This is a genomic window from Faecalibacter rhinopitheci, assembly GCF_015234135.1.
GTDB classification, from domain to species: domain Bacteria; phylum Bacteroidota; class Bacteroidia; order Flavobacteriales; family Weeksellaceae; genus Empedobacter; species Empedobacter rhinopitheci.
On record NZ_JADGIK010000002.1, the window covers coordinates 1 to 26,888 of the forward strand.

Sequence of the window (26,888 nt, forward strand, 5' to 3'; positions counted from 1 at the left end):
TCCCGTTTCTGGGTAATTTGAATAATTAATCGTACTTGGAAAATTAATTCCAGCAACTACACCTGGTAAATATTCTTTATCTGTACGTCCAAAACCATCATACGTCACTTTAGTGGCTAGTGCTTTTTCTGTATTTGGTTTCGTAATTGAAACAGTGGGTCTACCTAGACCATCAAAATAACTGATATTCTCAAATTTTGGATTTCCATTTAGTTGAGCTGTATCAGTCGTTGAAACAAGTGGTTCTTTTGTTAAAACATAATTATGATTAGTCGATTGGGCGTGTATATTACTAACTCCTAAAGCTAATAAAGCACTAGAAAGAAGTGTTTTTTTACAAAATAATTTCATAGCTTAAAGATTAGTTCTTGTAATTGTATTTGAAAGTTTTCAGAATTTCATTTTTATGATTTCGAATAACCTCTAAACGACCTGCAGAATCATATTCATAAATTTCAGTTAATCCATTTGGTCCAGTTATACTTGTAACACCTATAAGTGGCTTATATTTATAAGTCGTAATCATTGCATCTGGAAATAATCCACGAATACTATTCTCTTCACTCGGTGTTAAAGTACCATTCTGCAATTTCGTTAATAAACTACCAATTTTAGTTATTGAATTTGCATAGGTATCTCCTTCAATTTTAGCTACAGGATATTGACCGTTAAAACCCCAAATGATTGAAACACTAGAGCCGTTTTTCGGTGTGTATTGGGTTATGTTTCCAAAAGAATCATAACTATTGAATGCGATTACATCATCACCTTCAACTATAGATGAGCTACCTTTTTTCTGGAATACACGAGATTTTTGCATTACACCATTGAATTCTTGAAATTCATTGTAAGTACTGCTTAAAAGTATTGAATTGTTAAATTTCTCAATTTTTAATGGTTCATTTATTCTGTTCCCTTCAACTAATTTTTGAGCCATCACATTATTATTGGCAGCCCAATCTTGTGGATATTGATATTCTGTGGTAATTGTTTCTCCTTTAGAATTGGTTGTAGTATTTTTTGAAGGTAATAGTTTATTTGTACCGTTATATTCAGTTATAGAATTGTTTACTAATTCTAAACCATTTAAGAACTCAGTAGTTTTAGTATTAATATTTTGAGCAATACCAATGACTTCTTTTTCTTCACTAATAGTAAGAAAATACTCTGGTCTTTTTTGGTAACAGAAAATATTAGGAGCTTCAGTGTCACAAAATGCTATATATTTATTATAATTATCAAATTTTGAAGCATATAGATATTCAAATTCACTATTTCTTCCAAAGAGAATATTTAATCCAATTATTTTACTTTTTTCAAAATTATATTGGTATTGATTATTTATTTTCTGAAGAGTATTATTATAATTATCTTTTTTAATATTATCAATATTTAGCCCTCTTTTATAATCATAATTTCCTACAGGCAAATATGGAGGTAGTAAGTCAAATTCAAATAAGTTAGGATAATCTAAAGATGATGTATAAATATTAATTGTATTGTTTGTATTGTTTCCGTCCGTTTCTATAATCTTAACATATTTATAACCTACATCACCGCCTTTAGTTTTTTGCACTGGATAAAGATTTTGAGAAGAAATTAGATTAAATTGACTATTAAACATCAAACTTGAATGACTTAGTGATGTTGGGTAAATTAGTCTAGCACTGTAAGAATAATCATATGAATGAAACGGCTCTGGAAATACAAGACTACCTGAACTAAAATTCTCATTAGTTGGTAATGAGTATTCATAACTAATATTTCGTGATGGTTGTTTTCTACTTAAATAATCCTCTTTAGAATTATAGTATTTGATATTATTTATTCTTAAACCACCACCAATTTTATAATCATATCTTTTGACTTCTTTAACATATGAGTAAAGATTAATATAATCATTGTATTTAAATCCAGGTTGGATTATTTGTAATTTAGCACTGTAAATTCCTTTTTTTAAATTAAATATTGGACTCGTATTATACACATCATCTCCTGCTATATTTCCGATGTAATCATCTATTAAAATACCATCTTTGTATAATCTAATTTGCCAAGGTATTCCATCTAATCCATAGGCATTTACATCAAATTTAACCTCTTGGTCACTATCTAAGGTAAATAGAGATTTAAAATTTGTAATATTAGATTTATCTAATTGAATATTACCATTATTAATAATATTTTCTTCTAATGATGTTACAGGTTCACCTTTGTGATTGAATGAGTAAATATTAGGTCCAAAATCAAAAACTTCTAAACCACCTAATGGTAATTTAATAGATTTTAAAGAATTTACTTTCATACAATTGATATCTACATTACGATCCAAATCGCTTGTAGCACAATTAGCCCATCCCCATTTATCTATACCAAAATTCAAACTTGAACTATTGTTGTATTCAAATACATAGTCATTATCAAATTGATTATTAATCAAATGTTTAATATTATCAAGTTTTAATTTTATTTTATTTCCATAACGGAAATAATCATAATTAAATGAATATTTACTTAATTCATTGTCATAATTATCAAATTTAGCAATACTTTCTAATTTATACATGTGATTTCGACCTCCATAGTCAGTATCTTCTCTACCAGGTGTATAAGTGAAAATTACTTTACCCTGACCAGGAATTTCAATATTGTTTAAGTGTCTTATTTTTATAGTATTATTTGTAATATTTATTTCTTTTAGAGCAGGTAAACTACCTTCACTTTGTCTTGCTACATCTTCATCTGTATTAGATGTATAATTTAATCGATTCCTTGTAATATTAGATACGTCATTAAAAGAAATTTCAATTGGATCATTATAATTAAATTTAACTATAGGATTAACATTATCATTAAAATCATATATTTTACTAAGATGAAATGCTGATTTTGTATTTGTACCGTGAGAAAGATTAATAGTATTGCTATTGTACAAACCTCTTCTTTCCGTAGTGTATGTAAGATTTGTAGTTTCGGGAACGTCGAAAATATATTTTCTACCTAATTCATCTGTAATTGTAAACGAAATAGGAACAAATAAGGAATCGAAATTACATTTGATTTCTAAGTTATCAACATCAAGTTTTTCAACATAAAATTTATTTTCAGAATCTTTTTTTACAATAAATCTACCTGAATATCCAAAAAAATTATATTGATACAAATCATATTGTGTATCAAATTTATTGAAATAAAATGCTTCATACATTAATTTACCATAATTAGGATTATTGGATAAATCACCTAAATTTCCATTTTCAATTTGGGAAATAGTAGTAGCAGCATAGTTTTTATCTATAAATTTATTTGTAAACTCGTCAAAATATATACCTATTTGAGCTTTCCCACCTTGAGTACTTGGTATAAAATTGCTTTCATCTGGTCCACTTTTAATCGTTCTAGTAATTGATCCACTTGCGATTAAACTCCAACCTAATCCTACTTCAGTAGCTCTATCCTGAGGTTTAATATTATGTAAATGATAACTTAGTTTAACAGGTATTTCTAGTGATTTAGATTTTAAATTATAAATAGGTATATTAATATCTGGTACACCTGTGTAATAACTAACTGGAACTTCTTCAAATTTCATTAAGCTATTGGAAGTTGGTGCAGGCGGAAAAATTTCGGGAGTAAGTTTATTGTCTTGTGCTTCTAGAAAAAGCCCTTGTAATAGAAAGAGTAAAATAATTTTTTTATTCATAGCTACTTTTTAATGATTTTAATAGATTCGGTTTGATTATCGTAGTTGATTTTCGCGATGTAAAGCCCACTTGGATAATTTTCTAAAGAAATAGGAGTTGATCTATATTTTACAACTATAGACTGTAAGTATTGTCCAGTAATATTGTAGATTTCTATAGTCGCATTGTCAAAATCTTTATTGATTAAAATATTAACAAAATCAGAAGTCGGATTTGGATATGCTTCAATAAATTTGCGATTATTTTGATTTTCTTTATCGCCAATCTTTACCAGATATAATTGACTATTGTCCTGAAGGTTATTTTTTATTTCGGAAGAGGAACCGAAAAGGATTATGGAATTATCTCTCGTTATTATTGATTTTTCTAGATAATTATATCCTTTTAAGCCTAACTTTTTAGAATTCAATTTTTTTCCTGATAAATCGAATGTCTCATAATTATAATAACTTTCAGGAATTTTCGAAGTTTTTTTATCATCAAGAGTATTAATTTGATTAGAAGTAGAAATAATATAATCTTTATTCAGAAAAATTTCCTTTAAATCAAGGTTATTTTTAATTTCTAAAGTAGTCGATGATACTTGTGACATATTTTCATCCAAAACAATTAATTTGTTAATTGTTTCACTACCTTTAATATCTTTTAATGTTAAGTAGTACTGATTATCAGATTTTATGACATTCATTAAATAATTATCATCGTATAGAATCTCAGAAATTATATTCCCATCATGATCATAAGAGTTAGAAAAAAAACTAGATTTTCCCCCAGATTCATCATTCCCTAAAACTTTAAAACTATTATTGTCTAAAAAAATATTCTTTATAATTTTAGTTGTGTGATCCGATAATAATTTTTCCCATTTTTTTTGACCATTAGTATCTAATTTTACTAGGAACGAAGTCGAATTTTGAAATCTTGTACTTTTAATAACACTTGGGGAATTACTAATACCAGCAATAATGTATTCATTATTATTTGTTTGTATAATATCTACTGGTATATCATCACCGATACCGCCAATAGTTTCATCCCAAGTAATTTTACCTTTTGGGTCAAGTTTTATAACCCAAATATCATTTTGACCTAAATTTTTAGAAGATTTATCACCTGATAAATCTGAATTTGATGTACCTATTAATATATAACCACCATCACGTGTTGGTTTAGCATTTAATAATTGGTCAATTTTATTACCTCCAAAAGAATTTTCCCATTCAATATTTCCATCTTCATTTATTTTAACAAGATAGTAATCAGATTGTCCATTATTCTTTTTTAGATTATCACCTATATCAGAAGAAAGAGTACTTCCTAATAATAAAATTCCATAATCAGGTGTAGAAATTGCATTGTAGAGATAACTTGATTTTTGTTGTTCTATTCTTTTTTTCCCAAAGAATATCGTTTTGTGCTTTAACTGAATTAGTGCATAAGCTTACTAATAAAATTGGTAGTAGTTTTAGATTCATTAAATTGTTAAAATTTTAACAAAAAAAAACTATAAATATATATAATAAAAATATAGTGATATTATTCATATCAGATAATATTTTTCTATTATACCATATTACGATTATCCTTCATCCCCAAATACTCCTCCAATTCCCTCCAGGTAATGACTTGGTGAGGTTGTTTGTTGTAATGCTTTTTGATTTGGTGATAAATGCGAAGTGATTGTCTATAACTTTTGCCGGTGATGATTTGGATGTCTTTCGGGTACACGCAAATTCGTTGTAACTTCTTGTTTTGCATAATTATACATTTTCATACACTATCTATGCTTTATCTATACTGTATATATACCTCATCTAGGTGTCAAATGGTGACAAAAGATGAATAAAAAGTCATTTGGGATTTGCTGGTTTTTATAAAGTTACGTTTTTTTCTAACATTGTATTGTACACCGGTGTAAATCAGAATGTTGAACGAAAAAATGTTGTAAAAAAATGGCAAGACAGAAAGGTATTATTAAGCTTTTGGGTACTGTGGGAGACATTACCTTTTATAAAGCAAAAGAAGGGTATTTAGCACGTGAAAAAGGTGGCGTGGATAAGGAACGAATTATGAATGATCCCAACTTTCAGCGTACACGTGAAAATGGTGAAGAATTTGGTCGAGCAGGTGCATCTGGAAAGATGTTGAGAACTTCAATTCGAGGAGTGTTATTAAACTCTGCTGATTCGAGAATGGTTGGACGTTTGACACGTGAAATGGTGAAGGTGATTCAGACTGATATGATTAGTGATCGTGGAGAAAGGAATGTAATTAACGGTGATTTATCACTATTAAAGGGATTTGATTTCAATATCAATGGTAAATTATCGACAACGATTTATGCACCATACACAACGACGTTAGATCGTGCACAAGGTGAGGTTAAAGTTGATATACCAGCATTTATTCCGATTAATATGATTAATGCACCATCGGGAACGACGCATTTTAAAATTGAAGCTGCAGCATCAGATGTTAATTTTATTGATGGTTCTTTCAATGTGTCTACGGCAGATACTGGTGTTTTACCATATGATTCTGTAGAAACTTCGGCAATTAGTTTGGCGACAACATTACCTGCGAATAGTACAGAACCAATTTTCTTGGTTTTGGGTGTGGAATTCTATCAAGAAATTAATGGTGAAAAGTATGTACTGAAAAATGGTGCGTACAATGCGTTGCAATTGATTGAGGTAAATCAAGTCTAATGAAGTTAAAACTGATCCGTTCATATTTCCCTAATGGAACAAATGGCATTTTGCAAAATGCAAAAGGTATTATTTGTTATACGATTGAGTTGCCATGGTTGAATAATGAAGTGAGAAAATCGTGTATTCCGGAGGGGAAATATGTTTTAGTGAAACGATACAGCCAAAAATACGGATGGCATATTTTGCTCAAAGATGTTCCGAACAGGACTTATATTTTGATGCATCCTGCGAATAATGCCAAAAAAGAATTATTAGGTTGTATTGCTCCAGTGACTTCTTTGGGAGGAGCTGGAATTGGATGGGAAAGTCGGAAGGCTTTTAATAAGGTGAAGGATTTGGTTTATCAGGCGATTGATAAAGGTGAAGTTGTAAAGCTTGAAATCAAAGCTGCTTCACTTTAATTTAGATGTTCATTTTTGTCTTGACACAAAAACGAACCAAAAAGGTCAAGGCTACGATTTTCGACGGTCAATTATCATTTCGCTACACTAAAATGTTTAAATCGCTCCCGTTGGTCGGTAAACATTTTTGCGTTACGCTTAATGTATTGACACTCGTCTGCTAATCGTTAGGCCAGTGTTATTTTAGAATTATAGTTTAATTAAAAAAAGTATCGGATGAAAATAGTTGATCGAATTCAATCCCCGACGCCTAAGTTGTTTCAATTGCTCCGAAATATTGGTTTGGTATTAGCTGCAATTGGTGGAGTGCTTTTAGCCTCTCCGGTAGATTTACCAAGTTGGTTAAATGATCTTGGCGGATACTTAACTGTTGCAGGTGGAGTACTTAGTTCTGTCAGCCAATTGACCGTTGTAGATGGTGTCAATACACATGATTCAGGATAGTCAATTGAAAATGGGTACGCTTTGGGGTACACTATTTAGTATTGCGGGGAACTTAGGCATAAATGATTTGGTACAAACTGCGGTTTTAGCTGGTGTAGGTGCATTTGTGAGTTTCGTAGTTTCGTATATTCTTAAAAAATTAGAAAAATAAAAAAAGGCTCTTCGTTGAAAGGGCCTTTTTAAATCGATATATATTGCAAATTTTTATTTATGTACATTATATTAGCTTTAAAAATAAAAGAATATTAATTAATTCTATTTTATTAAATTAAAAGACCTGTAATTCTAATGATCAAAACCCTTAAAATATCTGTATTAATAGCACTACTAATTTTTTTCGGATGTAATAATTATAATGAACATGAGAGAAATCTAATTATCAATTACTCTATGTTATCTCCACATAAGTTTGCCTTATCTGAAAGTAATGATACAATTTATGTGTATGATAATATTTTGAAATCATTAGCTGAAATGGAAAAAACGTCTTCCAATAACAAAAAAAACAAGACAATTTTACTTAAGGTTCTTTTGAAAGTTAAAGATTACGACCAGATCATAGCGGTTTATGAGACTAATGATTTATCAAAAAATAAATCTTTTACTCAAGAGGTGATAATGGGAATTGCACTGGATAAAAATAATAATACAACTGAATCTTTTAAACATTTTGATCATGCACTTCAAATTGTAAAAGAAAATTATCAAGCTGACATACATCCATTTTACGAAGATTATCTTGAATATCTTAAGACAAAAGATTATGAATCCTATCGATTAAAAATAAACTCAGCTGATCACACTAGTCCCATTTATCAAAAAGCACAATTAGATGATTTATTTTATTATTCTGATAAAGAAGAGAATTATAATGATTTTATAAGCAATGCAAATAATTTATATGACTCTCTTTTCTTTCCAGTAGAAGAATAATATTTAAAATTGAGAAATATACTTTTACTTCAATTCTCGGATAATTTACAATTGCTTAGCGATGGATAATAAATTAATTGTTCCAAGGTTCGTATAAAGGTTTGCTTAAGTTTATAACTTTGGATAAAGTGAAAAATTAACTTTCAAAATGCGCTGTATTCCGAAGCTTATTAAGCTTCTCCTCTTAATCTCAAATAAAAGAAAAAAGGAAAAAAAAGAAAGCTCTTCGATATAGCAGGAGCATTTTTTAAGGCAAGGTTTTACATCCAAATACAACCTGTATAGGTGGAGATTTTGATGTAAATCTGCAAGGCTTGACCTTGACTAAAAATGAAACTGATAGACCTTTGCGGTTCTTTTTGTTGGATTTTTGGAAAGTTGAATTGACTTTTTTCAATGTGGTTTTTCTTAGCATTAAAAATTTCAATCGGGGAAATATGCGCAGGCGAAGAAAAGCATGCTTCTATTTTAAAAGGTGGTGAGGATATGTAGTGGAACATCCTTCAGGATGTTTTACTACGCCGAACCAATTTGTGTGGGCTAATAAGCAATCAAGCAGCACAAAAGTGAGGGGTTACGAATTGCTTGCAATGGAGTACTGAACGATGTGATGCGACTTGCTGTTTAGCGCAATCACAAATGTACCTTGTATAAAACTTTGCTTTTCTAAGCCTGTAGCTACTAATGGGGGTGGGTGGGATTTGAAATTAAAAGGAGAAGCCACAGTGTGGCTTAGGTATAGTATTTCTATGTTCATTTTTGTCTTGACACAAAAACGAACCAAAAAAGTCAAGGCTACGATTTTCGACGGTCAATTATCATTTTGCTACACTAAAATGTTTAAATCGCTCCCGTTGGTCGGTAAACATTTTTGCGTTCCGCTTAATGAATTGACACTCGTCTGCTAATCGTTAGGCCGTTTTTAGAAAAACTAATTTTCTAAGTTTATACAAGATTAAAATAGTATAAGTAAATTTTTATCGCTTATCAAGGATTTTTTGTGTAGAACGAAAGCCCTGATCAGCATTGGTTGCTTTTGTTTTTCTGCTTTGTGAAAAACAGTTCTTAGCAACGAATGCAAGGGCTGGTTTGTGGAGTTTGGTGAATGAAACGAAACGTAATGAAATGGAAGTACATTATTTTCATACTGAAATGGAATGAAGTAAAGTGGAATGAACCTAACGGAGTAAATCGTTTGTGCAAAAATGCTTGTTGCGATAATTTAAAACCTCAACAAGTGCAAAAAACGATATGAGATTCGATTAGTTTTGGACAGGTAATGGAAGGGGCTATTTTGCATAATGTGATTATAGTGGGGCTTGTCCCCCGTTAGCCCGCAGGTGACTATAATGCCACGTTATGTAAACATAGCTTGGGTGGGGCGGCTGGTTGCTCCCTACTTTGGTATTTAATGGATTAAGTTTTTTTGCTTTTGTTGGTAGATGGAAATCCCCAACCTATTAGAAAATTGGTTGGGGATATGAGATTTTCATTTCGCTGGTGATTTGATCTGGATTATAAAAATCTTAACTATTTTTTTACGATATTGCTATATTTTATATTAGAGATATTTATATTTAAATAAAAAATTTAATGTACAAAGATATATTAGAAGGAATTAGAATTAATTCAATTGAGGGGTTTATTAATACTATAAGAGATTTAGGAAATAGTATATCAGATACACCTGATAATTTGTGGTTTAGAGCTGAAAATGAAGCTTATGGTCATAGTCAATTGATACCTAGCTTTTATCGTGATTTTTCAAGAAAACAAGAAGATTGGTTTTTAGAATTAGACCAAGAAGCGTGTAATAATTTAAATTTGATTGAGGGCAATTTGAAATCTAAATTTAAAACATCAAGTTCTACTTATCATAGTATGAATAATTTTTTAGATAATGATTGGGAAATGTACTTTTTAATGCAACATTATGGGATTTCTACACGACTACTTGATTGGACTAAAAGTGCATTGATTGCGTTATATTTTTGTGTAGAAAAGGAACCACAAACAGATGGAACGATTTGGTTACTTAATCCATATGAACTAAATAGATATTCAGATTTATATGAAGGTATTCAAGCTCAAACTCATCAATATATATATACCCCACAGACTGCTGAAAAAGAATTACAAAATGTAAATAATGAATTAACTAAATATTTGAATTTAGATTTAGATAAAAAGAGTCCAATTGCAATCATGCCTACTTGGTTTGATGCACGTATGAAAAGCCAAAAGTCTTGCTTTACGATATTTGGAAGTCATATAAATGGATTATTAGCTAATAAGAATTGTAATAAGTTTTTACAAAAAATTGTTATTGAAAAATATTCAATGACAATTATAAAAAATGAATTAGCCTGGTTAGGAATTACCAATGAATCAATTTATCCAGGATTAGATGGAATCGGGAAAGATATTATGAGTGAAACTAAAAGAATTTTATGTATCTAAAAAATAATCCAGCTGCGTAGAACGAGCTGGATTTAATATTTTTTTTGAGTGCAGCATTAAAGCATAAAATGAATAGTGGGACACTGTTATGGTTGCAAATTTATAACAATTTTTTGTACTTGTTTTTCACCGAATCAGCTTCTTTAAAACATTTTATTACGGCTTGTAATTCGTTATCGTATAATTTACCGATATAATCATAATGAACTCCTTCAACGGGGTATTTCTCTTTAAATGATTGTGTTTCTAATATCGTTAGGTATGCACCGTATAAGAACGTATTTAAATCGAATGAAAAGCTTGTATCTTCTGTTACAATTTGACCAGCTTTGAAACAGTAAGATGTTTGATTCGCTACAGTAGATAAATCAATACATCCGTGTTCTACTTGCGTAGTCGCAGGAATATAATCTTTACTTGAGGGTAATGATATTAAAATTGAATTATGTTTTTCAATATCCTTTATTACTAGAAAGTATTTGTTTTTTGATTGTCCATTTTCAAATACATAATCATAGATATAGAGAATTGTACCTTCCTTCATTGATTAGAATGCTTTCGTAAAAGTTGTGAATTCTTTGTAATCGTGGTATAGATTCGCTTTTACTTGATCTTGTTTAATTAATTCTTCAAATTGAATTTCGTGATTTGAAGTATTTTTAAATTTCTTATCGAAAGGTTCTAACAAATCATTTTTTAGAGCCACATTGTACCATAAACTCCCTTTTTGATGAGTAATATCAATTAATTGATTTGCTGTAGCATTTTTAAATGATGCAGTAACTTCTTCTAATAATTTTAAATCATTCGTTGAGAATTCATCATCGTTAAATTCACCTTTACTTTTGATGTAAGTTGTATTATCTTGTCGGTCTAAAGTAATAAAACGATCTAAAAAAGTTAGTTCTTCTTCCTCTGCATTTAATTCAGCAAAAACTTCTTGACAAACAGGACCAAGACGCCACACTTCATAATTAAACCCAAAAAAAGGAATACCAAACTTCTTTACTGCATATTCGTCTAATAAATAAATTAGTTTCAGTAATTTCGTTTTGGAAAGGTTTTCCATTCGATCGGCTAAATAAATAATCGTGTTGCCTAATTTGTCTATTTGTTCTTGTTTTGTCATTGATTAGATTTAATTAGTGCTGTAGTTATTGTGTATTACAAAATTACAATTAAGTTCGTAAATTATCTCTATATAAGGCGTTAAAAGATTGAGTCGCTCGATTTAAAAATCTGATTTGGTGGTTACAATATCAGGATTGTTTTTGATGAAAGATGTAACCGTAAGGCGATGGACCCCTAAAATTCGACCAATTGCGCTGTATGATACATTTTTGTCTAAAAGCTCTTTGATTTGTTTTTCTTGCCCTGTTAATTTGGTTTTGGACGACTTTCTTCCTTTTGGACGACCGAGAATAACACCTTCAGCTTTTTTGCGTGCTAATGCTTCTTTGGTACGTTGAGAGATTAGATTACGCTCGATTTCGGCGGAAAGCCCAAAAGCAAAAGCTAATACTTTTGAATTGATATCGCTCCCTAATCTGTAATTGTCTTTGATGGTCCATACTTGGATGTCTCTGTTCATGCATTCGTTTAGGACTCCCATAATCATTAAGAGGTTACGCCCTAAACGAGATAGTTCGGAACAAACTAAGATATCGCCAGGTTTCATTTTTTTTAATAATTTCCCTAGTTTACGGTCTTCTACTTGCTTGGCTCCTGAAATTGTTTCTTCGATCCATTTGCTTACGAATAGTTGTTGATTATCGCAGAATTGGTTGATTTCGAATCGTTGATTTTCTACTGTTTGTTTGTCTGTACTTACTCTGATGTATCCGTAAATCATTCTTCATTTAATTTGGTGCAAAAATGAAGAGAAATTGTCTAAAAAAAATAAAGACTATTTTTTTATACAGTTTTGGATTTATTTTATTTATCCGATAAAAAACTGTTTAAAATAATCGACCTATTTTACGCGGCAGGGACATCAAAAAATACAGTTATGATTTTGCTGATTTATGGTTAATTACATCCCATAATGGGATCAAAGAAAAAGGCATAAAACCAGTCAATATAAACAATTACCCTGCAATTAAAGCACATTTGGACCAATTTTATCCTCAACTTGAAAAGCGAACGGATAAAGGCGATACTCCTTATAACTTAAGGAACTGTGCTTATATGGACGATTTTTTTAGACCAAAAGTTATGTGGAAAATTATAGGTTCAAATATTAATTTCTGTTATGATGAACATTCGCATATGTGCAATAATGCCGTGAATATTATGATAGGGAGTGAAACTCAATTATTAAATTTTATGGGGTTAATGAATAGTAAATTATATGATTGGTATTTAAAATTAACAACAACAGCTGAAGTACAAGGTGGTGGAGTTCAATTGTATTCAACTGTTTTAGAAAATATTCCGATTAATTTAAATTTACCTTTTGAAATTAACGAAGTAATCAAATCAAGACTTAATAATATAGAATTGGATAACTACTTAAATACTACATTATATAAGTATTTTGAATTAAATAGTGAAGAAATAGAATTTATTGAGAATTAATAAATTCTATTTCTTCAACTGATAAATTATAGTTTTGATAAATTAATTCATCTATTAAAAATGTATTTTTCACAGGCTCGTTTAAATATTCATTAATTAAATCCTTATAATCTTTTAAAGAATTAGATATATGAAATTTATTAAAGAATGTATGTTTCATTCTTATTCCATTTTCACCTAAACCACCTCCACCATAAAAATACTTTATGCTAAAGAAAAATAATTTTGAATTCATTAGTAATAAAAGAATATTTAAATCTTTTCCAATAATAAATCTAGCAGTATCTAAACATAGGAATTTTCCTTCAATGTCAAGTACAAAACTAGATTCTTGTACCATTTCTTGAAAAAGAATTTTCTGTTGAAAAAAATCGTCCATATAATTTGCTCCCCAACGTTGTAAAGCATACCATTCGTAACGTATTCCCGTTTCTGCTTGATTACGGTTTGATAATTCAGTTTTAAATTTTAATAAGTGATTATATATTGCAGGGTATTGATTCTTAAATGCTTCTTCCGCTTCTAAGGATGCTCCTTTAATATTTGGATCTTTATGTAAAGGGAAATGCCAAGGAATATAAAGTAAGTATAAATCCGCAAAATCATAAGAATAACGCTTAATATCACGTCCACGTAGTAACGGTCGTATAATTTCGGCAGATTTTGGGTCTTGATTTATTAGTTCTTCGCGCTTTTTACCATCAATAATAAATGCATCATTAAATCCTGTTTTAATGCCATAATTTATTCTAATATCCCAATCCTTTAAAGGTGTACCAACTGCTTCTATTTTCGCCTTTATGCTTTGCTCTATGGGAGATAAAACCACCCAACTTTCAGGAGAATTGAAGTCGGTTAATGTTTGGTTTTGACTAAAATAATCCCCCAAATTATTTATCACTTTTTCTTTTACAATACAAGCTAGGGTTTGGTGTTGATTTTGTTGTTTCTTAAACATTAGGATATTGGTATCAACAGTTGCAGAATCAAATATTTGAATCCCACCAAAATCAATTAAAATTTTAGGATTTGTTTTCTCTATAAAATATTGTCTTAAGCTTTCCCCATAGGCCGCACGCATCCATTTATTGGATGTGATAAATATTAAGCAGCCGTTTATATTTAAAATATTATTACCCAATTCGTAAAACAAACTGTAGATATCGCCCGTGCGCGCAAACGACGCATACCCTAATTTTTGAAGCATTTCGCTTGCTTCCTTCATTTTCTGTAATTGAATATAAGGCGGATTCCCAATGATGACATCAAAGCCTAAGTAAGAACCATCATCGGCTAGAACTTCCGGAAACTCGAAACGCCACTCGAAACTATTTTGGAACATTACGTTGTCCAAAATTTCTTGTTTCTCTTTTTCTAGTTTTTCAGCTTTAAGTTTTAATTTTTTTAAATTGTCTTTGTCCGCTTTTTTAATCTTTTCGCCAAATAATACTAAGTTATCTAAACGAAGCTTTTCATTTTCGAACTCACCTATGGCTTTTGAAATTTTTTCTTTGATTTTAGCATCTAAAGTTGTTCTGAAATTATTTTTGATGTTTCGGATAATGGTTTCAACTTCCCCTTTTTTCGCCTTGCTATTGGTTTGTTTATACTCGCTTACGGCTGCTTTATAATCTTCAATCGAATAGCCCACTTCTTTGTTTTTGAAGGCTTGTTTTAAACTATCGTCTAATTTAAAACGGCTTACTAATGAGTTCCCGCATTTGATGTTGATGTCAATATTCGGTAAAGTTTGCAGTTCTCCTTCAGAAGTGTAATAAGCATTCTTTAACAACTCTATCCATAATCGTAAACGACAAATATTTACTGAATTTGGATTGATATCTACTCCAAATAAACAATTTTCGATTAGCGTTTGTTTCTCATGGAATAATGTTTTCTGAATGCGTAGGCTATTTACATCTTGACGATTGTATTCGAATAATTCGCCTTCGTTGTAAGCAATGTATAATTCATCGTTCTCTACCGTCACTTCACAAGGAATTTTTTCACCTTGTTCGTTTGCTAGAATCCCTAATTCGCTTTTCACTGCAATTAATTCGTTTAAAGCCGAAACTAAGAAATGTCCAGAACCAACTGCTGGATCACAAATTTTTAAATTATTGATGGTATTGTTGAACTTGATGCGATCATCTTTTTTAAAGAAATTTTCACAGTAATCTTTTACATCATCAAAAGTTTCGATAGATGAATGATGTTCATCTTTAAATTTATCTACCACAGCCTCTCTTATGGCTTCTTTGCACATAAACATCGTTATATATCCAGGCGTATAGAAGGAACCGTCTTTGTATCCGTTGATTTTTTCGAAGATAAGACCTAAGACCGAAGCATTGATTAATGTTTTACCATTTTGTTCTTCTTCGATATCTGTATTGGCATCCGCAGAAAAATCGTAAGCATCTAAAAACCTAAAAATGTAATCGAGCGTATTTAGTTTACCGGTTAATTTTTTACCGTTGTTATCTTTTAATACTGTACCTGAATAGACTTGCATTTCTTCGTCTTTCAGTGCCGTAATATCGAATGTTAAACGCTCCATTTCACTATGTTCGAACAAGCTACTGTTTAAGTATGGAATATGTTTGAAACGTTCTTTGTATTTGTCGTGACGTTCGTTTAATGGTTTTGCCAATGCAGAAAAGAATAAATCATTTAATGCATCGTAGCCGTTTAGAAAATCGAAGTTTAGGAATTTATAATCTTTGGACTTGTTGTAACTGACCAATTGAGATTCTAATAACTTTAGAAACAAAATACGATTGATCCAATTGATGCATAATTCTAATCCTACATTAAACGCTTTTTCTGGCGAGTTTGGAATATGAGTTACACGGTCTAAATAATTTTTATCTTCTAAAGTAAAAATGGTATTTTCTAGGATTGAAGCATAATCACGTTCTTTTACCTCTTTTCGAACAATCACCTTTTTAGAACCTGTTTTTTCTTTGATTTCTTCTAACCCAATAATATGCAGTAATTCTTTGTAGAAATCGCTATTTAGCTTATTGCTATCGTTACCAAATGCTTTACCTAATAAATGCGTATCTGAAAATAATTTGTACAAGTTACTGATCTTCGTATCGTTGTATTTGGTAATTTCTTTCGAATCTAGCTTAACGTGTATATAAGGTAAAACATCTTTTACCTTTTCAATATAAGTTGCAGCAATTTCTTTATAAAATAGTTCGTTTTTTGCAGTGTCTTTTAAACCATCACGGAAACGCGCATATTCTTTTGCTAACTCTGCATTTTTGTAAAAATGATCGTAGAAGTCTTCCCCTTTGAAAAAGAACCATTCGAAACCATTAGTCACAATAATCTGTTTGATGTTGTTATTCTTATAATCGATACGTTCGCGTAGGTAGTATAAAAGGACTTCCTGTAGCGCTTTTTTATTGATATTAGTTGTAGAAATAAATTCGGCTTTGTTGCTAGGCCTTTTTGCTTCTATAATCACACCTACATCGCTTTTAGCTGTATTATCTAAATAAATGGCTAAGTCGATACGATCTTTGGTATTGATTAAGTTTTTTTGGTAAAAAGTATTCGTTAAAAAGCGCTTGATCGGTTCTTTAAGATGTTCCTCCGATTCGTTTCTGTTGTCACTGATTTCAATGGACTCTAAACAGGCTAATAATTCAGATTTAAAATTATCAACGTCTTTACGGATTGGTTTAAATTGACGATAAGCAGGATTTAAAGCTTTAACGATAGTTACCATTTTCATATTAGTTAAGTGTGTATCATCTTAACTTATATTTTTCTTATTTATTGTATTGTTAAAATTTATTCATCTGTTTATCTTTCTCAATTAAAATAGGTTGAGTAATTGTTGTAACTTAGGGATTCAACTAAAACTTTTTTTTAAATGAGTATCAAGAGAGGACCAAAAAGGATTGCAAAATCTACGGGAAAACCAGACCGCCGTCAGCGAGATAATAAAGAAACTCCAGGCAATACACCAAGTTTAAAGCCACATAAGCATAAGCCGGGTAAATAAGGTTGGTTGGTATGACTGCTTACTGTGAAATGGGTGGTTTTTAAAGAAAAAAAACTTCGATGAAGTGGTACAAGGAGGTTTTGGATTAGAATTATCTCTTTTTATTAAACAATATTTCTATTCTAGATATGTTAAAGGAAGTAAATACTTAAATATATCTAAAGGTTTAAATGCAAATTCACTTTTTTCAATTGTAGATATTTGATTTTCTACTAACTCTAAGTTACTTTTATACAAATCATTGGGAATACTTACATATTTTCTTTCATATTTAGCTAAATTATTTACAACATTTAATTTCTGTATCTCAGTTACTTCATTTATATAAAATTCTTTACGATTAATTATTGTATCAGTTAGTAACAATATGTTTTTATAATTATTAAAGAATATTTTATTTCTCTCATACTTACAATTTTGAATAATAGAGTCAATTCTTACAATATTTTTATGGTGATTTTTAATATATTTTTCAGTTATATTAAAAGACCCTGACATTGTAGAGTCAAATGGTGAAGAAAATAAAAAATGACTATCAATATTTACATTATCCTTACTATAAACAATTTGATAACGAGGTATTCTATATATATTTTTGAATTTATCTATATTATTAACTCTTTCCTCTAATATATAGTCAGTGTAAAATGATTTTTCTTCTTTATAATAATTATCAAGTGTTAAATAATTCATTCCAAAAAAGAATAAATTAATAACAATAAAATTATTAATCATCGAAAAAAATATATTCCATCTATTGTAAAATAAATATGATGAAAAATAAAAAATATTAAAAAATATAATAATTACAAACGATGTAGAGAAAAATAGATAATTATAGTTTTCAAATTTTAAGAATAAGAAAAAAAATACTATTTGGAATGGTGCGTACATCATTTTTGCAAGAACAACAAAGAAGATAGAATTTTCGATAGTTAGATTTCCATTTAAAAACTTTTTCGAAATAAATGTTGAAAGACAAAAAGGAATAATAATTAAAACCAATACAAATACCTCAAATATAAATGCTTGTACCAATTGTTTTACAGATAAATCATTTAAAGTATAATAACCTATTAAAATTATAATAGTACTATAAAATAGGACTTGGTATATTTTATCAACTGTATTTTTTTTAAAGAAAATATCATAAAATATAATAGGATTAAAATAATAATAAACTAATTCTTGTATGTAAATCTTAATATTTTCTTTATTAAAAAAATTTATAATCTCTTGCTGTGTCATTATAATACATTAAAACCTGAAAAAAGATATTTACGAATATACAATATTACCAATAAACTATATTGAAAATCAATATGTAACTTAAGTATGATAATTTCGGTAAAGATTTTTTTGTTTTCTAAACCTATTACGTGTTAATTCATACGTATTTGATTTGCGTAAGTAGCGTAAGTAAAAATCAATAAAAGAATATTTTTGTTTTTTGAGGTTTTGAAATAACTGATTTAAACGAAGAATTGAATGCAAAAGGAGAACCAATGGTTCTCCTTTGCGTTGAATAATCCCAATGAGGATAGTTTTTTATTTTGGTGATTTTACAATTTTCTTTTTTCGTAAAAAGTAGTTACGTTAGTTACTCCCTATAAATTGATGAAATGGCATGCAATTGGATGAAATTTTGGAGATTAAAATATGGGAGTGCGTAAGTATATATTTAATAAAAAAATCGTCGAGTTCTCGATACAAAAGGGTATCACCTTTCACTCGAACTGACGATTTATGATACTTAATATTTAGAACCATTAGGATGAGATCCTGAAACGAGTTCAGGATGACACTACCGAAATCATCTTATGATTTCTCCTTTTAATTTCAAATATCTTACTTCTCGATACAATTTTCTTATGCTGGGGCAACGAAAATCACTCGAAGTGACGAAAGTATTATCGTGAATAAAAAAACCTCAACTGGGAGTTGAGGTTGGGAGTTTATTTTTTATTACTTTTTAGTATAAAAGATCGAAGCTTATGTATTTACAAATTAATCTTCTTTAATCTTATAATCTACAAATTCGTAAGTGTCATTATCTTCACCAATAATCTTTATGGATTTAAAAGCTACATCACCATTTTTAAGTGTTTGGTAAGTATAAATATCTGTTAGATTACTATTTTTATGGAACTCATAGTATTTTCCATTATTGGTCCACCATTTCCCATTCTCAGTATGTTGTTTAACATTCCCTTCTTCATCAATTGATATAAAATTAAGAACACTTAATCCTTTTTCAAATCGACAAGAAATCCAGTATTTTGAAATACCATTATATTGTTGATTCTGCTCAGATCCTTTAAAACATCCGATTAAATCTTTGTCGTATTCTTTTTTTTGTGCAAATGATAAGGTCCCTATTGATAGGAATAAAAAGAGTAAGTTTTTTTTCATTTATAAGTTTTTTTAGATTTTAGTAAGTGTATGATTTAAAGCGAATATAAAAAAAATATTCAGATTCTCTTATCTTTCCTTTCTGCAGTAACAGATAATACATTTATCATTTGACGTAATCGAGAACGGACACGTTCTGTGTAATACTTTTCGATTTCGGATGCTGATAGATTGGTTGTGATATGGGTTTTGATATCTAGATTCATGTAAAGGTCGTAACGACTTAAGATAACCTCAACCATTACGTTGCCTTCGTTACCGAAATATTTGATGTTATTTTCAGTACCTAGATCATCAAAGCAAATGTTTTTAATGGGGAAATCGTATGGAATTCCTTTGCTGTACTTGTGGATTGTATTGTAACCTTCTTTGATGAATTTAGAGAAAATATATATGCAACTTATAGGATATTTTTTCCTGAAATATGATTAAGATACATTAAGACAAAAAAAGCTTCGAAGTAGAAACTTCGAGGCTTTATAAGCGGAGAGTGATCTCACAAACTATATTTTTAAAGTACCACTATAAGACATTTAGAAAAGAATGATTTTATAGGGTGTCTCTTATTTCAATTTATATGTAAATGATCTTCGTTTATTCTTTAATAAACATGCAATATATCTATCTGATAATAAATAATCTAGTTAATATTTAGTGGAGTTAATCTGATAAAATTGTTAAGTAAATTGATAGAGTAAAGTTACCTAACTGAATAAATTGAAATCCTAAATATTAATCTGTAACAATTGTAACAGTCTAGGTGAGAATATTGTATGAAATTTGTTCTATCAAAATACAAAATGAATAATCATGAAAATAGAACAAATATATACAGGATGTTTAGCACAAGGCGCTTATTACATTGAAAGTCATGGTGAAGCGGTAATTATAGATCCACTTCGTGAAACTCAACCATACATCGATCGTTTAGAAAAAGATGGTGTGACTTTGAAATATATTTTCGAAACTCACTTTCATGCTGACTTTGTGAGTGGACATTTAGACTTAAGTCAAAAAACAAAAGCACCAATCGTTTACGGACCTACAGCAAATCCGGAATTTGAAGCAACTATTGCGGAAGATCTTCAAATCTTTGAAATCGGAAACATCAAAATTAAAGTATTACATACACCAGGTCATACCTTAGAAAGTACCACTTATCTATTAATTGATGAAAATGGTAAAGAAACAGCGATTTTCAGTGGTGATACATTATTCTTAGGAGATGTGGGGCGTCCTGACTTAGCGCAAAAAGCGGCAAATATGACGCAAGAGGATTTAGCAGGTATGTTGTATGAAAGTTTATACACTAAAATACTTCCATTATCAGATGATATAACAGTATATCCAGCACACGGTGCAGGTTCAGCTTGTGGCAAGAACATGATGAAAGAAACCGTTGATACTTTAGGGAATCAAAAGAAAATAAATTACGCCTTAAATCAACCTTCTAAAGAAGCATTTATTGCAGCAGTTACTGATGGTTTATTATCACCTCCAGCTTATTTCGGTATGAATGTCGCGATGAACAAAAAAGGATATGAGAGTTTCGAGCATGTTTTAGCACAAGGGATGAAAGCCTTAACAGCAGAAGCATTTGAGCAATTAGCAGAACAACGTGGTGCATTAATTTTAGATACACGTACCAATAGTGATTTTGCAAAAGGATTTATCCCACAGTCGGTGAATATCGGTTTATCTGGCGATTTTGCACCTTGGGTAGGCGCTATGATTGTGGATGTAAATCAACCCATTTTATTAGTCACTGATGCAGGAGACGAAGAAGAAGCTGTGACTCGTTTAAGTCGTGTAGGATTTGATCATGTCTTAGGACATTTAGCTGGAGGTTTCCAAGCATGGGTGAATGCAGGCAAAGAAATTGACACGGTTAATCGCATTACTGCATCACATTTTGCGCAGGAAATAGAAAATAAAGAAGTTACAGTGATTGATGTACGTAAAGAATCAGAATATGCAGCAGAGCATATCAATGATGCGTATAGTAAACCTTTAGCGTATATCAACGAATGGATAAATACGATTGATCCAACACAACATTTTTATATCCATTGTGCGGGAGGATATAGAAGTATGATTGCCGCAAGTATCTTACAAGCCAGAGGCTACCGAAACTTCACAGAAATTGAAGGTGGATTTGGTGCAATAGCGCAAACTTCTGTTCCAAAAACAGATTTTATATGTCAAAGTAAAGTTTTAAAATAATCATATTTCAAAAAATAATTAATATGTTATCAGGATATAATAAAGAAAAGTTAGTGTCTTATATAAAGAATAATGCATTTTTAGTCGATGTACGTACGCCGGAAGAATTTGCTGAAGGTCATGTATCAGGTTCTACAAATATTCCTTTGGACCAAGTGGAAAATCAATTAGAAAAATTTAAAAATCATTCTGAAATTGTTGTTTTCTGTAGAAGCGGAAATAGAAGTGGACAAGCGAAGGTTATCTTAGAAAACAATGGTTTTACCAATGTATTAAATGGTGGTACATGGCAAAATGTCCAAGAAGTGAAGACAGGTGTTCAACCGTAAGAAATTCGATATTTTAATGCTATTTCAAAACAATCAATTGATTTGGAAATATTATTGGGTTTTATTCCCTGAAGACTTAAAGAATAAAATTAAAGAATATATAAACTAATGGAATTTATATTACAACCATGGCCATGGTATATTGGTGGACCATTAATTGCAATAATTATGTTATTGTTAATTTATTTAGGAAAAAGTTTTGGATTCTCTTCCAACTTTAGAACGATATGTGCAGCAATGGGCGCTGGAAAATCGTGTGATTTTTTTGCCTTTAATTGGAAAGCACAAAAATGGAATCTTTTATTCCTTATAGGAGCAATCTTGGGTGGATTTATCGCAGCACATTTATTATCAGATCATCAAATTCCTGCGATTTCAGAGCAAACGATTCAGCAGTTGAATGACTTAGGTTTTGCTAGTGCTGGTAAAGCTTATTCTCCTACAGAAATTTTTGAAAATCTAACGCCAAAAAATATTGTATTATTAGTAGTCGGTGGATTATTGGTTGGATTTGGAACACGTTATGCCGGTGGATGTACATCTGGACATGCAATTTCAGGATTGAGTGATTTGCAGATTTCATCATTAATTGCTGTCATCGGATTTTTTATTGGTGGTTTGATTATGACTCACCTTTTATTCCCTTTAATTTTTTAGAACGATGAGAAGTATAATTTATATCCTTTTAGGAACAATTTTCGGAATCACGATGTATAAAGCTGAAACAGCATCTTGGTTCAGAATTTATGAAATGTTTAATTTTCAATCTTTCCATATGTATGGATTTATTGGTTCTGCATTAGTCGTAGGTTTAATCGGAACACAATTATTGAAAAAAAATAAGGCAAACGATATTGATGGAAAACAAATTGTCATTTCGCCTAAAACCAAAACAATTCCACGTTATTTAATTGGAGGTACATTTTTCGGATTAGGATGGGCTTTAGTTGGTGCTTGCCCAGGACCAATTTTTGTATTAGTAGGTGCAGGTGTATACCCTATGATTATTGTAATTTTAGGAGCATTACTAGGAACATTCTTTTATGGAATCGTTAAAAACAAAATCCCACATTAAAATGATTAAAGAGAAAATAGAAATAACTTATCCTTATCAATTCGAAGAAGGTTTATTAGATGAAATGAATGAACTAGGAAGTTTAGTCGATTTTAAAGCTGGGGATGTATTAATTGAACTTAATCAATACATCAAAGGAATGCCTATTCTGATTACGGGAGCCATTAAAATTCTAAGAGAAGATTTTGATGAAGGTGAAATATTACTTTATTTTCTCGAAAAAGGAGATACTTGCGCCATGACAATGGCATGTTGCTTAGGTGATAAACAAAGTAAAATTCGTGCCATTGCTGAAACAGATGGGCAATTGGTTATGATTCCTATTACCAAAATGGACGAATGGCTAACAAAGTATCCAAGCTGGAGAAAATTTATTTTCGATAGTTATAACAATCGGTTCGATGAAATGCTTTCTGCTATTGATAATTTAGCATTTAATGATATGAATGCTCGCATTAAAAAATATTTATTAGATGTAGCAAGTATTAATAATGGAAATATTGTCATAAAAACACATCAAGAAATTGCTTACGAATTAAATACCTCTAGAGTGGTAATTTCTAGATTATTAAAAACTTTAGAAAAAGAAAATTTTTTAGTATTAAATAGAAATGAAATTACGATTAAGTAAATCATAATATCTGATGATATCTTTTAGCGATTGCAATTTTTTGCATTCGCTTTTTTATTCCAAGTATGTAACAAATGTAACAGTACAGGTGAGGGATATAATGGAAATTTGATTCATCAAATCATCAATCATGTTACAATATATTGGATATATAGTTACGGTATTAGTTGGCGTAACTTTGGGTATGATGGGAAGTGGGGGCTCTATACTAACAGTTCCTAATTTAGTTTATCTTTTTGGTCTTAATCCCGTACAAGCAACTTCTTATTCGTTATTTATTATTGGTATTACTTCTATTATCGGTAGTATTCCTAAGATTAAAAATAAATTAGTGAATTATCGTATTGCTATTATTTTCGGAATACCTTCCATGTTTTCCATGTTTGCTACAAGACGCTTTTTGATGCCACAACTTCCGGCTCAATTTCAAATCCCATTTGTCGGAGTTGTTGAAAAAGATTTGTTGTTGATGATTGCATTTGCTGTGGTAATGATTTTAGCAGCCTATAGTATGATAACAAACAAGCAAGAAGATTGTATTGATTGTGGGAAAAAGATGGAGAAGAATACTAAATTATTGGTGATTCAAGGTGTTATAATAGGAATGATTTCAGGAATATTTGGTGCTGGAGGTGGATTTTTAATTATCCCAGGTTTAGTAGTTTTAGCCAAAGTACCAATGAAAAATGCTGTTGCCACGTCGTTATTTTTAGTCGCTATTAATTCATTTGTAGGTTTCGGAAGTGATTATCAACAATTTTCGTCATTCAATTGGAATCTATTGGGCATTTTAACGGGATTATCTGTCATAGGAATTATCATTGGGAATTATCTTTCAAAATTCATATCTTCGACTCAATTAAAACCAATATTTGGTTATTTTATCTTAGTAATCGCGGGTTTAATCTTAATACAAGAACTTATCTATTAAGTGATTGAATATGAAAAATACATCAACATTTCTTTTCTTACAATCGATCCAAAAATACATTTGGATGGTGTTGGTGTGTTTTTCACTTTCATCTTGCACCGTAAAAGATGCGCTATTTGATCAGTTGGGATTAACGGTAGAAAAACCATTAAATAAATCCAAGACTGTTTCATCTTGTCAATATACGCCATTACAAGAATCGCAACAATCAGTAGTAGAAATCCAAAAAAAATCTTCATTTGAATTTTATTCGAATTTAGATTTTACTTCTACCTCAACTCAAGTTTTTAAATCGATACCTTTAGGAGGAGTAAAAAATAACAGTCCTCCGTTTTATATTCTTTACCAACGCCTTAAGATTGCCGTAGTTGCTTAATATTTTCGAGATCAAAAAATATTAACAACTATAAAAACAAGCAATATGAAAAATTTAAATCAGCATTATCAATCGGCTGGTTTGTTCACGCTAGCGATACGATTAGTGATCGGCTGGACTTATTTTTCGGCATTTTGGCGCCGATTAATTTTAGACAATAAATTAATTCCTAACGAAGCAGGCTATATCGGGGAAAAATTCAATCATTTTTTACCCAATGCTTTAGGCATAAAACCATTGATTGAGTATTTGGTCTTACATCCCGATCAATTACAATTTGCAATGGTTTCGTTTACCATCGTGGAAGCTATCGTTGGACTATTCATTATGCTCGGCCTTTTTACCCGTTTAATGAGTATTGGAATTTTCGGATTAGCAATGGGAATCTTATTGGGTTCGGGATGGATCGGTACCACTTGTTTAGACGAATGGCAAATTGGTGTTCTTGGAATCGCCTCAGGATTTGCATTATTCCTGACAGGAAGTGGCTATTATTCGCTGGATCACTATTTTATGAATAAAAATCCACAACTCATCGATTCAAAACTTTTTAAATGGTTAGGTTCAGGCTATTTACCTGAAATATTTACCAAAAGAGTCATATTAATTGGATCACTGCTTATTTTTGGATTAACACTTTACACCAATCAATACTTTCACGGAGGCGTTTATGGTACATTACACAACAAATCTGTAAAGCCCAAACTAGAACTATCTAATGTTGTACTAACGTCTTCTACGGTGACTTTTGAAGTTTATCGAACTGAAGGTGCTGATGTTTATGGTTCGTTTTTGATTGGAATACAATTGTTGGATGAGAAAAATCAAATTCTTGAAGAACTAAAAGGAGAAGATTTGGCTCAGTTTCCATTAAAAAATATCCATAACCATTATGTGGCTAAAATTAAACCAGGAAAACACAGCTTAATCATTCCATTAGGTGCAAAAGCCGATCTTACGGTAAATTCGAATAAGGCGAAATTGGTAAAAACAATCCGTTTAATCGATATCAGTGGTATCGAATGGGAACATCAAATCAATCAATCAAATGAATAAAATTGTGAAAATCTTAAAAAATAATACATCAAATCTAATTTTTGTATCCCTTGTATTGATCTTACTCTTTTCAACTGATGCAAAAGCTTTTCTTCAACAAGGTTTAATGAAAATGGGGCTTTTTCAACCTGATTTAGAAACAGTAGAAACTATACCAACGAATAAAAATTACCTAAATTTTCAGCTGATAAATGATCAAGGTGAAGTTATTTCGTTAGCCGATTTAAAAGGAAAAGTCGTATTCTTAAATTTTTGGGCAACATGGTGTCCACCTTGTATTGCAGAAATGCCATCCATTCAGGTGTTGCACGACAAATTTAAAATGGATGATGACATAATGATTTTAACTTTAGAAGTAGAAGGTAAAAAAGAGAAAGCGCATCAATTTATGCAGCGTAAAAAATTGAATTTGCCCGTCTATTATCCGCATTCTGCAATTCCTTCAGAATTATTTAAAGGCAGTCTACCCACAACGATTATCTTGGATAAAGAAGGAAATATAGCGCATACCACTTTTGGTATGGCCGATTATTCAGGGCAAGACATTGTTGATTTTTTAAATGAAATCAAGGCAATGCATTAACTCGAATGATTATAAATTAAG

General features: G+C 30.4%; 27 protein-coding genes. 17 read left to right on the forward strand and 10 right to left on the reverse strand.

Translation table 11 applies throughout. The features are described 5' to 3' along the window. The 3 genes from IM532_RS02735 to IM532_RS02745 all read right to left on the reverse strand — a co-directional run. Positions 1 to 351 (reverse strand): DUF6443 domain-containing protein (locus tag IM532_RS02735; RefSeq protein WP_194181924.1); only part of this gene is annotated, 351 nt, incomplete at its 3' end. 10 nt (positions 352 to 361) lie between these two features. Next, entirely contained in the window at positions 362 to 3,703 is a 3,342-nt protein-coding gene (locus IM532_RS02740; protein WP_194181925.1) for an RHS repeat protein, read from the reverse strand. Between the two features lie 2 nt (positions 3,704 to 3,705). Next, entirely contained in the window at positions 3,706 to 4,392 is a 687-nt protein-coding gene (locus IM532_RS02745) for a T9SS type A sorting domain-containing protein (RefSeq protein WP_194181926.1), read from the reverse strand. A gap of 1,264 nt (positions 4,393 to 5,656) precedes the next feature. Between IM532_RS02745 and IM532_RS02750 the strand changes: the two genes are divergently transcribed. The 6 genes from IM532_RS02750 (at position 5,657) to IM532_RS02775 (ending at position 10,653) form a co-directional block, all read left to right on the forward strand. Beyond that, positions 5,657 to 6,412, forward strand: a complete 756-nt coding sequence (locus tag IM532_RS02750; protein WP_194181927.1) for a hypothetical protein — start codon at positions 5,657 to 5,659, stop codon at positions 6,410 to 6,412. After that, the gene (locus tag IM532_RS02755; protein ID WP_194181928.1) at positions 6,412 to 6,816 is read left to right on the forward strand and encodes a DUF5675 family protein; all 405 of its coding nucleotides are present in this window, start codon (positions 6,412 to 6,414) and stop codon (positions 6,814 to 6,816) included. The genes IM532_RS02750 and IM532_RS02755 overlap by 1 nt, the downstream gene beginning before the upstream one ends. Positions 6,817 to 7,080: 264 nt before the next feature. Beyond that, positions 7,081 to 7,260, forward strand: coding sequence for a hypothetical protein (locus IM532_RS02760; protein ID WP_228063639.1), 180 nt, complete (start codon positions 7,081 to 7,083; stop codon positions 7,258 to 7,260). Continuing rightward, positions 7,247 to 7,411, forward strand: coding sequence for a hypothetical protein (locus IM532_RS02765; protein WP_194182349.1), 165 nt, complete (start codon positions 7,247 to 7,249; stop codon positions 7,409 to 7,411). Before IM532_RS02760 ends, IM532_RS02765 begins: the two co-directional genes overlap by 14 nt. 137 nt (positions 7,412 to 7,548) lie before the next feature. Then, positions 7,549 to 8,193 carry a hypothetical protein gene (locus IM532_RS02770; RefSeq protein ID WP_194181930.1) on the forward strand — a complete coding sequence of 215 codons (645 nt, stop codon included), beginning with the start codon at positions 7,549 to 7,551 and terminating at the stop codon, positions 8,191 to 8,193. A 1,593-nt stretch (positions 8,194 to 9,786) separates the two neighbouring features. Further along, positions 9,787 to 10,653 (forward strand): FRG domain-containing protein, encoded by an 867-nt coding sequence (locus IM532_RS02775; protein WP_194181931.1) that lies wholly within the window; start codon positions 9,787 to 9,789, stop codon positions 10,651 to 10,653. A gap of 100 nt (positions 10,654 to 10,753) precedes the next feature. Here the strand turns inward: IM532_RS02775 and IM532_RS02780 are convergent, their stop codons facing one another. From IM532_RS02780 to IM532_RS02790, 3 genes are all read right to left on the reverse strand, one after another. Continuing rightward, complete coding sequence (locus IM532_RS02780) at positions 10,754 to 11,197, reverse strand: hypothetical protein (RefSeq protein ID WP_194181932.1); 444 nt, start codon at positions 11,195 to 11,197, stop codon at positions 10,754 to 10,756. Between the two features lie 3 nt (positions 11,198 to 11,200). After that, complete coding sequence (locus IM532_RS02785; protein WP_194181933.1) at positions 11,201 to 11,782, reverse strand: Panacea domain-containing protein; 582 nt, start codon at positions 11,780 to 11,782, stop codon at positions 11,201 to 11,203. 102 nt (positions 11,783 to 11,884) lie between these two features. Next, the gene (locus tag IM532_RS02790; protein WP_194181934.1) at positions 11,885 to 12,505 is read right to left on the reverse strand and encodes a master DNA invertase Mpi family serine-type recombinase; all 621 of its coding nucleotides are present in this window, start codon (positions 12,503 to 12,505) and stop codon (positions 11,885 to 11,887) included. A gap of 122 nt (positions 12,506 to 12,627) precedes the next feature. Between IM532_RS02790 and IM532_RS02795 the strand changes: the two genes are divergently transcribed. Then, entirely contained in the window at positions 12,628 to 13,230 is a 603-nt protein-coding gene (locus IM532_RS02795; protein WP_194182335.1) for a TaqI-like C-terminal specificity domain-containing protein, read from the forward strand. Here IM532_RS02795 and IM532_RS02800 read toward each other — a convergent pair. Further along, on the reverse strand, positions 13,217 to 16,978 hold the full coding sequence (locus IM532_RS02800) for a type IIG restriction enzyme/methyltransferase (protein ID WP_194181935.1): 3,762 nt from the start codon (positions 16,976 to 16,978) through the stop codon (positions 13,217 to 13,219). The two genes, IM532_RS02795 and IM532_RS02800, sit on opposite strands and share 14 nt — an antisense overlap. Before the next feature lie 141 nt (positions 16,979 to 17,119). On the opposite strand from IM532_RS02800, the gene IM532_RS13760 reads away from it, so the two are divergent. Next, positions 17,120 to 17,251 (forward strand): hypothetical protein, encoded by a 132-nt coding sequence (locus tag IM532_RS13760; RefSeq protein ID WP_262892199.1) that lies wholly within the window; start codon positions 17,120 to 17,122, stop codon positions 17,249 to 17,251. Between the two features lie 117 nt (positions 17,252 to 17,368). Here IM532_RS13760 and IM532_RS02805 read toward each other — a convergent pair whose 3' ends face one another. The 3 genes from IM532_RS02805 to IM532_RS02815 all read right to left on the reverse strand — a co-directional run bounded on the left by IM532_RS02805 (position 17,369) and on the right by IM532_RS02815 (position 19,869). Then, a complete protein-coding gene (locus IM532_RS02805) occupies positions 17,369 to 18,499 on the reverse strand; it encodes a hypothetical protein (protein WP_194181936.1) in 1,131 nt (376 codons plus the stop codon). Between the two features lie 759 nt (positions 18,500 to 19,258). Continuing rightward, a complete protein-coding gene (locus IM532_RS02810) occupies positions 19,259 to 19,663 on the reverse strand; it encodes a hypothetical protein (RefSeq protein WP_194181937.1) in 405 nt (134 codons plus the stop codon). 59 nt (positions 19,664 to 19,722) lie between these two features. Continuing rightward, positions 19,723 to 19,869 carry a hypothetical protein gene (locus IM532_RS02815; protein WP_194181938.1) on the reverse strand — a complete coding sequence of 49 codons (147 nt, stop codon included), beginning with the start codon at positions 19,867 to 19,869 and terminating at the stop codon, positions 19,723 to 19,725. A 604-nt stretch (positions 19,870 to 20,473) separates the two neighbouring features. Between IM532_RS02815 and IM532_RS02820 the strand changes: the two genes are divergently transcribed. The 9 genes from IM532_RS02820 (at position 20,474) to IM532_RS02860 (ending at position 26,867) form a co-directional block, all read left to right on the forward strand. Beyond that, positions 20,474 to 21,886, forward strand: coding sequence for an MBL fold metallo-hydrolase (locus IM532_RS02820; RefSeq protein ID WP_194181939.1), 1,413 nt, complete (start codon positions 20,474 to 20,476; stop codon positions 21,884 to 21,886). A 23-nt stretch (positions 21,887 to 21,909) separates the two neighbouring features. After that, positions 21,910 to 22,215 carry a rhodanese-like domain-containing protein gene (locus IM532_RS02825; RefSeq protein ID WP_194181940.1) on the forward strand — a complete coding sequence of 102 codons (306 nt, stop codon included), beginning with the start codon at positions 21,910 to 21,912 and terminating at the stop codon, positions 22,213 to 22,215. Positions 22,216 to 22,323: 108 nt separating this feature from the next. Continuing rightward, the gene (locus IM532_RS02830) at positions 22,324 to 22,872 is read left to right on the forward strand and encodes a YeeE/YedE family protein (protein ID WP_194181941.1); all 549 of its coding nucleotides are present in this window, start codon (positions 22,324 to 22,326) and stop codon (positions 22,870 to 22,872) included. A 4-nt stretch (positions 22,873 to 22,876) separates the two neighbouring features. Next, on the forward strand, positions 22,877 to 23,290 hold the full coding sequence (locus tag IM532_RS02835; protein WP_194181942.1) for a YeeE/YedE family protein: 414 nt from the start codon (positions 22,877 to 22,879) through the stop codon (positions 23,288 to 23,290). A gap of 1 nt (position 23,291) precedes the next feature. Continuing rightward, the gene (locus IM532_RS02840; protein ID WP_194181943.1) at positions 23,292 to 23,921 is read left to right on the forward strand and encodes a Crp/Fnr family transcriptional regulator; all 630 of its coding nucleotides are present in this window, start codon (positions 23,292 to 23,294) and stop codon (positions 23,919 to 23,921) included. 130 nt (positions 23,922 to 24,051) lie between these two features. Then, on the forward strand, positions 24,052 to 24,852 hold the full coding sequence (locus IM532_RS02845; protein WP_194181944.1) for a sulfite exporter TauE/SafE family protein: 801 nt from the start codon (positions 24,052 to 24,054) through the stop codon (positions 24,850 to 24,852). Between the two features lie 10 nt (positions 24,853 to 24,862). After that, positions 24,863 to 25,228, forward strand: a complete 366-nt coding sequence (locus IM532_RS02850) for a hypothetical protein (protein ID WP_194181945.1) — start codon at positions 24,863 to 24,865, stop codon at positions 25,226 to 25,228. Positions 25,229 to 25,273: 45 nt separating this feature from the next. Beyond that, positions 25,274 to 26,284, forward strand: a complete 1,011-nt coding sequence (locus tag IM532_RS02855) for a TQO small subunit DoxD (RefSeq protein WP_194181946.1) — start codon at positions 25,274 to 25,276, stop codon at positions 26,282 to 26,284. After that, positions 26,277 to 26,867 carry a TlpA family protein disulfide reductase gene (locus tag IM532_RS02860; RefSeq protein WP_194181947.1) on the forward strand — a complete coding sequence of 197 codons (591 nt, stop codon included), beginning with the start codon at positions 26,277 to 26,279 and terminating at the stop codon, positions 26,865 to 26,867. The genes IM532_RS02855 and IM532_RS02860 overlap by 8 nt, the downstream gene beginning before the upstream one ends. Positions 26,868 to 26,888 lie beyond the last annotated feature (21 nt).

Coding starts and splice junctions, on each gene's coding strand:
- IM532_RS02740 (WP_194181925.1), bottom strand. CDS start 3,703: ATGAATAAAAAAATTATTTTACTCTTTCTATTACAAGGGCTTTTTCTA.
- IM532_RS02745 (WP_194181926.1), bottom strand. CDS start 4,392: ATGAATGTCATAAAATCTGATAATCAGTACTACTTAACATTAAAAGAT.
- IM532_RS02750 (WP_194181927.1), top strand. CDS start 5,657: ATGGCAAGACAGAAAGGTATTATTAAGCTTTTGGGTACTGTGGGAGAC.
- IM532_RS02755 (WP_194181928.1), top strand. CDS start 6,412: ATGAAGTTAAAACTGATCCGTTCATATTTCCCTAATGGAACAAATGGC.
- IM532_RS02765 (WP_194182349.1), top strand. CDS start 7,247: ATGATTCAGGATAGTCAATTGAAAATGGGTACGCTTTGGGGTACACTA.
- IM532_RS02770 (WP_194181930.1), top strand. CDS start 7,549: ATGATCAAAACCCTTAAAATATCTGTATTAATAGCACTACTAATTTTT.
- IM532_RS02775 (WP_194181931.1), top strand. CDS start 9,787: ATGTACAAAGATATATTAGAAGGAATTAGAATTAATTCAATTGAGGGG.
- IM532_RS02780 (WP_194181932.1), bottom strand. CDS start 11,197: ATGAAGGAAGGTACAATTCTCTATATCTATGATTATGTATTTGAAAAT.
- IM532_RS02785 (WP_194181933.1), bottom strand. CDS start 11,782: ATGACAAAACAAGAACAAATAGACAAATTAGGCAACACGATTATTTAT.
- IM532_RS02790 (WP_194181934.1), bottom strand. CDS start 12,505: ATGATTTACGGATACATCAGAGTAAGTACAGACAAACAAACAGTAGAA.
- IM532_RS02800 (WP_194181935.1), bottom strand. CDS start 16,978: ATGAAAATGGTAACTATCGTTAAAGCTTTAAATCCTGCTTATCGTCAA.
- IM532_RS13760 (WP_262892199.1), top strand. CDS start 17,120: ATGAGTATCAAGAGAGGACCAAAAAGGATTGCAAAATCTACGGGAAAA.
- IM532_RS02805 (WP_194181936.1), bottom strand. CDS start 18,499: ATGACACAGCAAGAGATTATAAATTTTTTTAATAAAGAAAATATTAAG.
- IM532_RS02810 (WP_194181937.1), bottom strand. CDS start 19,663: ATGAAAAAAAACTTACTCTTTTTATTCCTATCAATAGGGACCTTATCA.
- IM532_RS02815 (WP_194181938.1), bottom strand. CDS start 19,869: ATGAATCTAGATATCAAAACCCATATCACAACCAATCTATCAGCATCC.
- IM532_RS02820 (WP_194181939.1), top strand. CDS start 20,474: ATGAAAATAGAACAAATATATACAGGATGTTTAGCACAAGGCGCTTAT.
- IM532_RS02825 (WP_194181940.1), top strand. CDS start 21,910: ATGTTATCAGGATATAATAAAGAAAAGTTAGTGTCTTATATAAAGAAT.
- IM532_RS02830 (WP_194181941.1), top strand. CDS start 22,324: ATGGAATTTATATTACAACCATGGCCATGGTATATTGGTGGACCATTA.
- IM532_RS02835 (WP_194181942.1), top strand. CDS start 22,877: ATGAGAAGTATAATTTATATCCTTTTAGGAACAATTTTCGGAATCACG.
- IM532_RS02840 (WP_194181943.1), top strand. CDS start 23,292: ATGATTAAAGAGAAAATAGAAATAACTTATCCTTATCAATTCGAAGAA.
- IM532_RS02845 (WP_194181944.1), top strand. CDS start 24,052: ATGTTACAATATATTGGATATATAGTTACGGTATTAGTTGGCGTAACT.
- IM532_RS02850 (WP_194181945.1), top strand. CDS start 24,863: ATGAAAAATACATCAACATTTCTTTTCTTACAATCGATCCAAAAATAC.
- IM532_RS02855 (WP_194181946.1), top strand. CDS start 25,274: ATGAAAAATTTAAATCAGCATTATCAATCGGCTGGTTTGTTCACGCTA.
- IM532_RS02860 (WP_194181947.1), top strand. CDS start 26,277: ATGAATAAAATTGTGAAAATCTTAAAAAATAATACATCAAATCTAATT.